The 13,170-nt window shown below is 37.7% G+C and carries 12 protein-coding genes; all 12 read right to left on the reverse strand.

What is annotated here, in order from left to right; translation table 11 throughout:
* Window positions 1–534: sporulation transcription factor Spo0A (spo0A, locus tag N782_RS19225; protein ID WP_036824229.1), on the reverse strand; the 534-nt coding region annotated here is incomplete at its 3' end.
* Between the two features lie 321 nt (window positions 535–855).
* Window positions 856–2,145: a SpoIVB peptidase gene (spoIVB, locus tag N782_RS19230; RefSeq protein WP_036824232.1), complete on the reverse strand. Its 1,290-nt coding sequence runs from the start codon at window positions 2,143–2,145 to the stop codon at window positions 856–858.
* A 415-nt stretch (window positions 2,146–2,560) separates the two neighbouring features.
* Complete coding sequence (recN, locus tag N782_RS19235) at window positions 2,561–4,294, reverse strand: DNA repair protein RecN (RefSeq protein WP_036824235.1); 1,734 nt, start codon at window positions 4,292–4,294, stop codon at window positions 2,561–2,563.
* 28 nt (window positions 4,295–4,322) lie between these two features.
* Window positions 4,323–4,772, reverse strand: coding sequence for a transcriptional regulator AhrC/ArgR (ahrC, locus tag N782_RS19240; protein ID WP_036824238.1), 450 nt, complete (start codon window positions 4,770–4,772; stop codon window positions 4,323–4,325).
* Window positions 4,773–5,120: 348 nt separating this feature from the next.
* Window positions 5,121–5,933 carry a TlyA family RNA methyltransferase gene (locus N782_RS19245; RefSeq protein ID WP_036824240.1) on the reverse strand — a complete coding sequence of 271 codons (813 nt, stop codon included), beginning with the start codon at window positions 5,931–5,933 and terminating at the stop codon, window positions 5,121–5,123.
* A gap of 6 nt (window positions 5,934–5,939) precedes the next feature.
* Complete coding sequence (gene dxs / locus N782_RS19250; protein ID WP_036824242.1) at window positions 5,940–7,832, reverse strand: 1-deoxy-D-xylulose-5-phosphate synthase; 1,893 nt, start codon at window positions 7,830–7,832, stop codon at window positions 5,940–5,942.
* Between the two features lie 15 nt (window positions 7,833–7,847).
* Complete coding sequence (locus N782_RS19255; RefSeq protein ID WP_036824255.1) at window positions 7,848–8,447, reverse strand: hypothetical protein; 600 nt, start codon at window positions 8,445–8,447, stop codon at window positions 7,848–7,850.
* Window positions 8,448–9,162: 715 nt separating this feature from the next.
* Window positions 9,163–10,047: a polyprenyl synthetase family protein gene (locus N782_RS19260; RefSeq protein WP_237582698.1), complete on the reverse strand. Its 885-nt coding sequence runs from the start codon at window positions 10,045–10,047 to the stop codon at window positions 9,163–9,165.
* A gap of 1 nt (window position 10,048) precedes the next feature.
* Window positions 10,049–10,294, reverse strand: coding sequence for an exodeoxyribonuclease VII small subunit (locus N782_RS19265; RefSeq protein WP_036824245.1), 246 nt, complete (start codon window positions 10,292–10,294; stop codon window positions 10,049–10,051).
* On the reverse strand, window positions 10,287–11,642 hold the full coding sequence (gene xseA / locus N782_RS19270; protein ID WP_036824248.1) for an exodeoxyribonuclease VII large subunit: 1,356 nt from the start codon (window positions 11,640–11,642) through the stop codon (window positions 10,287–10,289). The genes N782_RS19265 and xseA overlap by 8 nt, the downstream gene beginning before the upstream one ends.
* Before the next feature lie 10 nt (window positions 11,643–11,652).
* Window positions 11,653–12,510, reverse strand: a complete 858-nt coding sequence (gene folD / locus N782_RS19275; protein ID WP_036824251.1) for a bifunctional methylenetetrahydrofolate dehydrogenase/methenyltetrahydrofolate cyclohydrolase FolD — start codon at window positions 12,508–12,510, stop codon at window positions 11,653–11,655.
* Window positions 12,511–12,528: 18 nt separating this feature from the next.
* Window positions 12,529–12,918: a transcription antitermination factor NusB gene (gene nusB / locus N782_RS19280; RefSeq protein WP_036824253.1), complete on the reverse strand. Its 390-nt coding sequence runs from the start codon at window positions 12,916–12,918 to the stop codon at window positions 12,529–12,531.
* Between the last annotated feature and the right edge of the window lie 252 nt (window positions 12,919–13,170).

The following is a 13,170-nucleotide window of genomic DNA, read 5'->3' on the forward strand; positions in this document are numbered from 1 at the left end:
ATATACCATTGAGATAGCTTCACGAAGATACATATATCCTTTAATGTGCGCAGGTACTCCAATTTCATGGATAATATTTGTGATGCTAGCATCCAGGTTAGGCTTTTTCTCAGGTCTACGTTCTCTTTGCGAACGATTGCGGCTATCAAAATTCGGTTTTAGACCATGTACTTGACGAATATGGTCACGCAAATTGTCTAAATCAAACGGTTTAAGAATGAAATAAGAAGCACCTAAATCAACTGCTTTTTTCGTTACTTCTTCTTGGCCAAATGCTGTTAACATTATTACGTTAGGTAATTTCGATTTGCCTAATTCCTTCATTCTACTTAGTACAGCTAAGCCATCTACATGAGGCATAATAATGTCCAATACAAGAACATCAGGATCCATGTCCTCTAGCATATCTAGACACTCTTGACCATTGTATGAAGCTCCGATGACTTCAATATCTGATTGCTCATCGAAATAATCCTCTAACATATTTACTAATTCCCTATTATCATCGGCTAAACAAACTTTTATCTTTTCCACAAACGTTCCTCCTTAAAGTAATACTCCCGTTTTTCCCACATTAGAAAATTTCGACACAAGTTTTGTATATCCTTTTTTTCATTAGAAAATATTAATTTTTTTCGCATTTACTCCGATTTTCTTCTGTTTTCGTAGTAATTCGATAAAAAAGCACATTTTTCTCAAGTGAAAAAATGGATTTGTCGAATAATCTTTATCTGTATTATCAGTATCATTATAACACGTTGGATAGGAATGGCAATGAGAACAAATAGAGAACATCGATAAATTAATTCATTATTTTCAATAAACAAAAGAAAAAGACAGGGGATTCTCCTGCCTTTAACTCGCTTTTTGTTTTTGTTTGTTGTAAATATCAATTCCTGCTTCATGCAGCATCCATTCAATATGGACGCCATAACCTGATGTTGGGTCATTTACAAACACATGAGTTACAGCCCCTATTACTTTTCCATCCTGTATAATTGGACTTCCACTCATCCCTTGAACAATTCCTCCAGTTAATTTTAATAGTTCAGGGTCGGTAATTTTTATGATCATACCCTTCGTTGCAGGAAATTTCTGTGGAACAGTGCTGACAATTTCTACATCGAATGACTTAACATCTTCCCCTTTTACTACGGTAAGAATTTTTGCTGGTCCTTCTTTCACTTGATGAGACAGTGCAATTGGCATTGGTTTATCCATTAAACCATTTTCAATTTGTTTATCCAGTTGACCAAAAATACCAAAAGGACTATTTCTTGTGATAGTACCTATGCGTTCTTTTTGAGCTGTAAACCTGGCGTGCTTTTCACCTGGTACTCCATTACTGCCTTTATCGATTGATGTTACGTTCGATCGGACAATAGTACCTTCATGAATTTCAATTGGCTTCTTCGTATCCATATCGGATATTACATGACCTAAAGCCCCATACTTTTTTGAGTCAGGGTGATAAAACGTCATTGTCCCTATTCCCGCTGCAGAGTCACGAATATATAAACCTATACGATATTTTTTATCTTTTTCATCATAATGTGGAGTTAAGAAGGTTTCAAATGTTTCTTCATTTCGTTTCATCGTTACGTTTAGTGCATCTTTATTCTTACCTGCTTTTTCAACAAATGGCGCTACATCGCTCATCTGTTTAATTTCTTGCCCATTTATCTTCAATAAAATATCACCTATTTTAATATCAGCTTCTTCACCTGGGGAAACTTTACCTGAAGAGGTTTCCACTAAGTGATGACCTACAACCAATACACCTAATGTATGAAGCTTAACACCTATTGATTGACCACCTGGAATAACTCTAAAATCTTCCAGTACATTAACATTAACCTTCTTTATCGGTAGTCCTGCCATCTCATACATCACAGAACTTTGTCCAGCTTCATTTCCTATTAAAGCATTTGCTTCTTCATTTACAATCTCATCTCCAGCTTTTACTTTAGCTGAATTTGACCCTAATGTAGGGAGCGCTTGAGACTGGTGTTGAAACATTGTAATATCATTTGGTACTGATAAATAGGTTTGAATTGGTTTTGAAAATGGAGCACTTAGTACAACTATCAGGAGCAGGAGTCCGATAATTTTGCGACCTATATCTGTTGCTTTCAAGTAGTTCACTCTCCTCGCTCCTAACCCATTTCTTAATTATTTCTTTGTCTGTATTCATAATGTGACCTTAATGTGACGGTTTTAAACCCTGCAAACTTGAGAAAAACAAGGTAACATTTCCTTTATTGTTTGTAGTCAACTAAAACGGACTTTTATCGGAGTTATTCATCCGTTAAGTGTATTGGTAAAGATAAGAATGCATATAAATAAAAGATACAATTAGAACTAAATCATGAAATGGAGTCAATTTGTACAAAAATATCAACAAATTTATTCTGTTTTTTGGAGAACAAAAGCGGGAGCGCCCGTTTAGCGGAGCATACTAATCGCTGCCGCTGGAGCTGGACGTAGCTAAAGCACAAGCGCCTCGCTCACCCCTACAGGCTTAAGCAAAGCAAAAAAAAGCTGCCATGGAAGGCAGCTTTTAAGCAGATTGATGTTTATATTTTTCAGCTAAATCTAAAAGCTCTTTCGCATGTATTTTAGTGGTTTCTGTCATCTCTGCCCCACTTATCATTCTTCCGAGCTCTTCAATTTTATTGGATTCCGATAACTCGTCTACAATGGTTTTCGTTCGATCATCTTGTACATCTTTTCTTATATATAGATGAGTGTCAGCCATTGCAGCTACTTGTGGTAAATGGGAAATACACAATACTTGAGATGAAGAAGATATCCCATGTATCTTCTCCGCAATAGCTTGAGCGACACGGCCGCTTACACCCGTATCTACTTCATCAAAAATGACAGAAGTGACACCTTGGTGTTGAGAGAACGTCCGTTTCAGAGCTAGCATGATTCTAGATAATTCACCACCACTGGCTACCTTATGAATATCCTTTAAAGGTTCACCTGGATTAGTTGTGATTAAAAATTTCACTATATCGTATCCATTTTGTCCCATTTTAATCGGCTGTCCATTCACTACAGGATCATTCGCATTACCTTCTATTTTAGAAAAATCAACATCGAATGCTGCTTTTTCTAAATAAAGGTCCTTTAGCTCGTGATGAATATCGTTTGCTAAGTTTTCTGCAGCTTTTGCACGAATATCATGAAGATGTTTTGCTTCAAGAGCAACATCTTCACCCTTTTCTTTTAATTCCTGCTCTAATTTCTCTACATGCGTATCTTTATATTTAATTTGATCGATTTCGTCTTCAATCTTAGCTGCATACTCTAATATTTCATCTACGGTTTGACCATATTTTTTCTTTAATCGATTTATTTCATTCAATCTTGATTCAATTGAATCAAGTTCTTCTTCATTGTACTCTAACCCTTCTAACTGGTTACGAAGACTATAAGATAGCTCTTCAACTAAATAATAATGATTAGATAACTCCTCTGCTTTTGACGCTATATCATCATCATAATCATTGGCATTTTCAAGGGAAGACAGAGCTAAGGACAACCAATCTAAAGCTTTCTGTTCACCATGCAATGCATGGTAGGCATCATTTAAACCTTTATAGATCTTTTCATAATTGGCCATACGATTTCGTTCTTCCGTTAAGCGCTCATCTTCTCCTGGAGAGAGGTTAGCTTCTTGTAGTTCATTATATTGAAACTCAAGTAAATCAAGCCTCTGAGCCATTTCTTGTTCATTCTCACTCAATTCTTTATGTCTCTTTTTTAAAGACTCAAATTGTTTATATAGCTTTCGATAATCTTCTTTAGCTTGCAAGATGGTTTGTCTATCGTATAAATCTAATAATTCAATATGTCTATCCACGTCCATTAAGGACTGTGTTTCATGCTGTGTATGTATATCAATAAGTGTTTGTCCAAATTCTCGAAGGATAGCTAATGTTACTAGCTTACCGTTAACCCTACAAATACTTTTTCCATTAGCACTAATTGTACGATTTAAAACAAGCATCCCATCTTCTGAAATTTCCACACCAAATGTCTCTGCTTTTTCATAAGCTTTATGTTGATGATCCTCTAGGAAAAATAACCCTTCAATTTCCGCTTTTTTTGTCCCATAACGAACAAACTCAGCTGAGCCTCGTCCTCCAGTCAGCAGTTGAATAGCATCAATAATAATTGATTTCCCTGCTCCAGTTTCACCTGTTAATACAGTTAATCCTTCACGAAACGTTATGGATACTTCGTCTATAATCGCAAAATCCTTTATGGATAATTCAGCTAACACAAGCTAGCACCTCAACTTTTCGTAGTGTTTACAGCATATCTAGAAAGCGATCACGTATGTCCAGACTATCCTGCTCTGAGCGACAAATGATAAGGCATGTATCATCACCACAAATTGTACCTAATATTTCATCCCAATCCAGGTTATCCACTAATGCACCAATGGCGTTCGCATTACCTGGCAAAGTTTTCATTACGATAAAATGCCCAGCTGTATCGATACGAACAAATGCATCAATCATTAGTCTCTTTAGCTTTTCGAAAGGATTAAACCGTTGATCTGCAGGCAAGCTATACTTATACCTTCCCTCAACAGTAGGAACTTTTACCAAATGTAGCTCTTTGATATCACGTGATACTGTGGCTTGTGTAACGTTATAACCTAAATTCTTCAGACGATCAACAAGCTCATCTTGAGTATCAATATCATTTTCAGCAATAAGTTCTCTAATTTTTATATGTCGTTGACCCTTATTCATATTTATCTCCCTCGTTTCAACCCTGATTACCTTTTAAATATTTACGTCTTATCTAAGAATTGTGCATGTGTCCTGCTAGCAACGTACAAACTGTTGGACCATAATTCTGTATAAGATTTAGAAGAATGGAAGTTCACTGAGTGACACAGCAACTGAAGCCATCCTAAGATGAGACGTTTAGGATGTATGAAAACACGATGCACCGTAGCGTTTCATTGTTGACCGATCCTTCAGATAAGTAGAAGCTTGCTAGTGGTGACGCTATAGCTGACAAGTGCACACCAAAATTTTATAATTTCACCTTTGAAAAAGGAGCCACCATTGTAGCTCCATGTTGTTTTACTACTATTAGTGAGCATTGTGAGCTTCTTTGACCAGATGTTCTATATCGACATTCGGCTGGAGCATACCTTCCCCAGTAGTGCTCATACGAAAGTGAGCTAAGAATTCTATATTACCGTCTCCTCCTGTTATAGGTGAATAAGTGATATCTTCTACAACATAACCTTTAGAGACTGCAAAATGTAAAATATCCTGTAATACATGCTTGTGCACTTTAGGATCTCTAATGATTCCCTTTTTACCCACATGCTCCCTACCTGCTTCAAACTGAGGTTTAATCAAAGCGACAACGTCACCATCTTTTTCTAATAATGTAGCTAAAACAGGAAGAATTAATTTTAACGATATAAATGAAACATCAATTGATGCAAAATTTGGAGTTCCCTCGGTCAAGTCTTCAGGTGTTACGTATCGAAAATTGGTACTTTCCATAACAGTAACCCTATCATCTTTACGTAGCTTATTATCGAGTTGATTATAGCCTACATCAATAGCGTAACTCTTTTTCGCACCATTTTGTAGAGCACAATCTGTAAAGCCACCTGTTGAGGATCCAATATCAATCAGTATTTTATCTTTCACATCAAGTTGAAAGGATTGAATGGCCTTCTCCAACTTCAGACCGCCTCGACTAACATAAGGGATCGCTTTCCCCTTCACCTGTAAAGGAAGTTCTTCGTCAACCTTCACTCCAGGTTTGTTCATCTTAATGTTTTGAGAGAATACCAAGCCAGCAATAATGGTTTGCTTAGCTTTCTCTCTTGTTTCTACGAGTCCTCGTTCTACGAGAAGACTGTCTAATCTAACTTTCTTTGCCATTCATCCTCAAGCCCTTTGCTTTTTTTCAGGTAGTAAATTAATGACTTTGCTTTGAATTTCTTCTTTTGTAAGTCCAATCTCTTCGTAAAGTTCTGGTACACTTCCATGCTCAATATATCGATCCGGGATACCCATACGTTCGATAGCTTGATCGAAATATTGATTTTCTTCGGCAAATTCAAGCACACCACTACCAAAACCACCCTTTAATATGGCTTCTTCAATCGTTAAGATTGGCATACCTTGGCGCATTAAGTCATGTAGCATCGCTTCGTCCATTGGTTTGATAAATCTGGCATTGATAACTTTTGCAGATATACCTTGTTTCTCTAGCTGCTTACTTGCTTCTAATGCCATGGAAATAGTTGTACCAAACGTAAGAATAGCAACTTGAGATCCTTCTTTTAGAATTTCCCATGATCCGATAGGAATGGTCTTAAGTTCTTCATCCATCGGAACACCTAATCCATTACCTCTTGCGTAGCGAATTGCAACGGGTCCATCATTATACTCCAACGCTGTATGAACTAAATGCTGACCTTCATTTTCATCTTTCGCCATCATAAGAACCATATTAGGTAATGCTCGTAGGAATGATACGTCAAATACGCCTTGGTGTGTTTCTCCATCAGCACCGACTAAACCTGCTCGGTCAACTCCAAATGTAACATTTAAATTTTGGCGGCAAACATCATGAATCAATTGATCATAAGCACGCTGTAAAAAGGTTGAATATATAGCTAAGAATGGTTTCATACCTTGCGTGGCCAAACCTGCAGATAATGTAGTAGCATGCTGTTCGGCAATTCCCACATCAAATAGGCGATCAGGGAATTCTTCGCCGAATTTTTCAAGTTTAGAACCAAGAATCATCGCTGGTGTTATAACGGCAATTCTATTATCGGTTCTTGCTTTTTTACGAACAGTCTCACTAACGACTTCACTCCAAGCAGGAGGAGCATCTGTTGGTTTAATTTTTTCACCAGATTCAATTTTGTAAGGCCCAACACCATGCCATTTGTCTTTTTGATCATTCTCGGCTGCATGATACCCTTTACCTTTTTGAGTCATCATATGAATTAATACTGGCCCCTCTGTTTTCTTAGCATACTGAAGGTTTTCCAGTAAATCCTCAAAATTATGGCCATCTACTGGTCCATAGTATGTAAATCCTAATTCTTCAAAGAACATACCTGGTACCATAAAATACTTCATTGTATCCTTCACACGTTCTGCTGCAGTTGCTAATTTTCCACCGACTGCTGGAATACGTTTCAATAGCCACTCCATTTCATCTTTTACCCAGTGATATTTACTAGCACTACGCATCCTGCCCAAAACATTGTGTAGTGCACCAACATTATGTGCAATCGACATTTCATTATCATTTAAGATGACAATAATATTTTTCTTTTCATCGCCAATATGATTTAAGGCTTCTAAAGCCATACCTCCAGTTAAAGCACCATCCCCAATGATAGGCAATATGGAATGGTCTTCTCCTTTCATATCGCGTGCGATTGCCATACCCATAGCTGCTGATAAAGACGTTGAACTATGGCCAGTTTCCCAGACATCATGCTCACTCTCATTACGTTTAGGAAAACCACAAAGACCTTTATATTGTCTAAGAGTATCGAATTGGCTTGTCCGTCCTGTAAGTATTTTATGAATATAAGACTGGTGACCTACATCAAATAGGAGTTTGTCTGTAGGGCTATCAAATACTTTATGTAGAGCCAGCGTTAGCTCTACTACTCCAAGATTCGCACCTAGGTGCCCACCAGTAACAGATAATTTTTCAATTAAAAATGTCCTTATGGATGCTGCTAAGTTTTCTAACTCTTCGTTTGAATAGTTTTTGAGGAATGTTGGATCTTCAATACGTTCTAAATCCATTTAAATCACTCGCCTTCATCGAGAATTTCTGGAGGTCTTTTTCTCCATAGGAAGAATGGTTATCTTCAATTTTCGTTCAATCAGAGATATGACACGAGCTGCAAAGAAAATAATACTCGTAGAATTATGAATCGCAAAATATTTGCCTAACGCTTTGCCACCAACTGTCACAGCTGCAACAATACTAGTAAATATGACGGAAATCACGAATTGTAATGTAGAGCCATCGGATTGTCCAAGCATAAAAGTAATACGTAGTACAACTATGGCTGAAGCCGTTCCACTAATAACTCCTGCAATATCTCCAATTACATCATTACAAAAACTTGCGAACCGATCAGCATTTCGAACAATAGTTATGGCTTGTTTGGAACCGTTTACTTTTTCAGCTGCCATGGCATGAAATGGAACTTCATCTGCAGCTGTAGCTGCAATTCCTAGCATATCAGATACTACGCCGATAAATACAATTGTAAAAACAATTATAATTCCAATTAGATAATATACATCATCTAAAAGATAAGTTGAAATAATTGAAAAAATAGCCGCTAACACGAACGTGATAACGGCAATACCTAAGCTAAATTTTATCGATTTCTTGAACTGTGTTTTCATTAGATAAACCTCTATATTCATTTCAATTAAGAATTTGTTATTAACATTATGTATTACAGGATGGTCACCTAAAAGATTAAAACTGCGGCTTAGGTCCAGTAGGTTTTCCCAAGCAGATACCGAGTGTTGCCACAACGGCGGTTCCCCTTTAAATCTGCCTTAGCTCCGTCACCAGAAACTAGACTGGATTGCCACTTAGTCCGCACTATAATCCCTCTTAGGTGTCCATCAGAACAGTCTAGGAGATTTCCTCGACAGCCTTTGACCGATCCCTAGCCTCTTTTGCAGCGCTGATTTCATATGGCGGTGTAAACATCCATCTATTGGCCATATAGATGAATGTTTATGAACCATAATCCCCTCAGTGCCACTCAAGGCAGGCTACGCTGTGGATTATCTTCCCAAAAACAACCTCACAGGTTCATACCCCAATTCATAGCAGACGTATGAGAACAGCCTCCTACGATATTGGGCCTCCGCGGAAGCAGGGTCAACGCCCACATGCCATTGTGGATCGCCCCGCAACCTTAACTCCCAGCATCGACCCAAGGCTGGGCGCCTCAAGCCAACACAAGGAACTTCATCGATGTGCCCTTTGGCGGATTTTTAGGCCCGCCTTCAGAATCGGAGGGCCGACTAGAATACTGCACCATCCTGATTTGTAATATAAATATATCATATTATCTAGATTTACTCAATCAGCATATGCACTTATTTACTTGTTTCTATTACTAATATAGTCAATGATATCCTCCAAATAGCTACTATCTACACCTGCTTTTTCTAGAGCCTGCTTTGCTTTTAGAGCATAGTGTTCCTTTTGCTCTATTGCTCCATCAAGACCTAAGAGTTGGGGATATGTACTTTTGTGATTAGTCTGATCACTTCCAACTGGTTTCCCAATATGGTGTTCATCACCGATAACATCAAGTATATCATCTTGAATTTGAAACAGAAGCCCAAGATATTTCGCATATGTTTCGATTTCTTCTAACTGTTGAGCATTTGCACCTCCAATAAAAGCGCCTGCTACAGCTGAAAAACGTAATAATTCCCCTGTTTTTCTTCGATGTATGGACTCTAATTCTTCTAAAGTTAATGTCCTATTTTCGCCTTCCATATCTAACATCTGTCCCGCAACCATACCTTCAGGCCCACTAGCTTTAGCAAGTTCCTTAACTAAATAAGCTTTTTCGTTATCGGATAGGCTATCATTGTTTGAAATAGTATAAAACGCCGTTGTAAGCAATCCGTCTCCTGCTAAGATAGCAGTTGCTTCATCAAATTGCTTATGGTTCGTTGGTTGTCCACGTCGAATATCATCATCATCCATAGAAGGCAAATCATCATGTATTAATGAGTACGTATGAATCATCTCAATAGCACAAGCCACTGACATTGCTCGATTATCCTGTTCACCGTAAGCCTCACTTGCGGCAAGCATTAGTATTGGACGAATCCGCTTCCCACCTGCTCGGACAGAATACAACATCGAAGCTTGAAGGCGTTCAGGAATTTGCATTGCATATATAAATTGCTCTAATTGACTATTAATAAGCTCAACCTTGTCCTTCATATATGTTTTCAAAGCATATGTCACGCTATTCTTCCTCCTGCACAGAGAACGATTCAAATTCACCTTGTTCATTCATAATTTCCTGCATTTGTTTCTCTACATTGACAAGCTTATCATTACATACCTTTGAAAGCTTCATGCCTTCCTGGTAGTAAGTTATAGCTTTTTCTAAAGGTACATCGCCTTCTTCAAGCTTTTCTACTATATCCTCAAGTTTCTTCATAGCATCTTCAAAACTTACTTCTTCTACTTGCTCATTATTTTCACTCATACTTTTCCTCCTCTTCCATACCCCATACCTGGCAATCTAAAACACCATCATTAATTTTCAATTGCAATGCATCTCCGGGTTGAACATCCTTGATGGATTTAACGACGTCTCCTTGGTCATTAAATGGCAAAGCAAAACCTCGCTTCATAATTTCAAGTGGATTTAAAAGAGTTAGTTTATTCAATAATTGATTATATTCGTTCGCCTTAGACTGTGCTTGTTGTTGCATTCCTCGTTGTAAACGCTTAGTAGCAACCTCTAATTCATGCTTCCCTCTTTTACTAGCCGTCTCAGGATGTTGTTGTTTCAAGCGATTGAAAACACCGTTAAAATAATCTTTCTTAACTTGCATTGCAGATTGATTGGACTTTTGGAATTGTTCCATTAGTCGATCTAATTCCTGCTCTTTTTGACGAAGCATTTGTTCTGGGTAACGAAATGCATAAGATTTGTTTACACGTATAAGTTGATCTTTACGTTTTGATATTTGTACATCAATTGCTCTTTGCATTCTTCGATGAAGAGCTTGTACATTGTTAGCTATTTCGATTTGGGAGGGAACAGCAACTTCAGCTGCACCTGTTGGAGTAGGTGCTCGATAATCAGCAACGAAATCACTTATAGTAAAGTCCGTTTCATGTCCTACTGCTGAAATGACAGGGATTGAGGAAGTACTAATGGCTCTTGCCACAACTTCTTCGTTAAATGCCCATAATTCCTCAATAGAGCCACCTCCACGACCAGCAATTATGACATCATGTTTTCCAAGGGCGTTTACTTTTTCCAATGCTTGTACGATAGACTGGGCTGCATTTTGACCTTGAACTAAAACAGGAAAAACCGTAACAGTAGCGATAGGATAGCGTCTTTCTATAGTGGTCAATATGTCACGAACAGCAGCACCTGTCGGAGATGTAATAACGGCGATAGATTTTGGATAAGAAGGCAAAGGTGTCTTTCTATCTTCTTCAAACAATCCTTCACCAGATAATTTTTTCTTCAGTTCTTCATAAGCTAAGTAAAGTGCACCTAAGCCATCGGGCTCCATTTGCTTTACATATAGTTGGTACTGACCTACAGGTTCATAAACCCCAATTTCTCCACGTATTAAAACGTTCATACCGTTCTCAGGGGTGAACTGTAAGGATCGGTTATTTCCTGCAAACATAACTGCATTTACCCGCGATTTATTATCTTTAATTGTCATATACATATGCCCACGACTATGGTGTTTGAAATTTGATATTTCACCCTTTAACCAAACTTGAGTCAAGTGAGGGTCTGATTCAAATTTTCTTTTAATGTATTTTGTTAAAGCAGATACTGTCAAATAACGGTCCTGCACAATCAGAACTCCTTTACTCTACACTATGAATTTGTTTTGCGGCTTTAATGGTATTATGCAATAACATCGTAATGGTCATAGGTCCTACCCCACGCGGAACAGGAGTTATATAGGAAGCCTTCTCAAGAGCAGATTCGAAATCCACATCACCCGTTAGCGTTCCATCCTCTAATCGATTAACACCTACGTCAATTACGACGGCGCCTTCTTTAATTTGATCAGCTTCAATAAAGGATGGTTTTCCAACAGCTACGATTAAAATATCCGCTTGTCTCAAGATATCATCAACTTGGTTAGTTTTCGAATGACAATATGTAACGGTTGCATTTCGATTTAAAAGCATTTGACCAATCGGCTTCCCTACGATACGACTTCTACCCAACACAACAGCGTGCTTACCTTCTATTTCTATACCTTTTTCATCCAGCATCGTTAATATACCTAATGGTGTACAAGGAAGAAATGTTTCTTTCCCAGCCATCATTCGACCAATACTGATTGGATGAAAGCCATCAACATCTTTTTTAGGGGAAATGGCTTCTATTACTTCATCTTCATTGATATGTTCTGGCAGAGGTAATTGGACTAAAATACCATGCACATCTTGGTTATGATTTAATGAGTCCACAAGATCCAACAATTCTTGGTGTGACGTGCTTTCTGGTAGTTCTATAAGATTTGATTGCATTCCAATCTTCTGAGAAGCTCTCTCTTTGCCGCGAACATATGATAGGGAAGCAGGATCTTCACCCACGATAATAACAGTCAGATTAGGATGTACCCCTTGTTCACTTAGCTTTGATACTTCTTGTCTCATTCTCTCACGTAAGTCATTCGCCAACTCTCTTCCGTAAATAACCTCTGCAGACATTTTTACATCCCCCTATATTTAATCAATCATTTTCTTTAGAACGCCATTAATAAAGCTTCCAGATTTGTCATCTCCAAATACTTTAGCTAATTCAATGGCTTCATTTAAAGTTACTTTCATTGGAATATCTTCTACAAAATCCATTTCATAAACCGCCATACGTAGTAAAGTTTTCTCTACAGACGCAATTCGGTTGAAGGACCATTTCTCTAGGTTATCTGTAATTTTTTGATCTATTACTTCCTTGTTCTCATATACTCCATATACTAATTGATTCACAAATGCATCATGTACAGGCTGATCCTCATCCTCCATGACATTCTGAATTGCTTCCTCAGCAGACATCTCATTAATATCCATCTGAAAAATTGCCTGAAAAGCTTTCTCTCTTGCTGTATGACGATTCATATCCATTCTCCTTTAACGTGTGTTTCCGTAAAGATGATAACATTTTACCAAAAGAAAAGCTATAAAGAAAAGTCCAAGACCCTTGCTCGGCTTAGAAGGGAAAATCTTACTTTAAAATAAACATTGGTAATAATTGTTATCAAAGAAAGTGGTTAAAATATAAAATTGACTTTCATTTCTTTAAACTCAAATGATAAATTCACTCCATATAAGAGGCATAATCTTGAAGACTTGGATTCGAGATAATTTGGA

It is taken from the genome of Pontibacillus yanchengensis Y32, assembly GCF_000770635.1.
GTDB classification, from domain to species: Bacteria; Bacillota; Bacilli; order Bacillales; family BH030062; genus Pontibacillus; species Pontibacillus yanchengensis.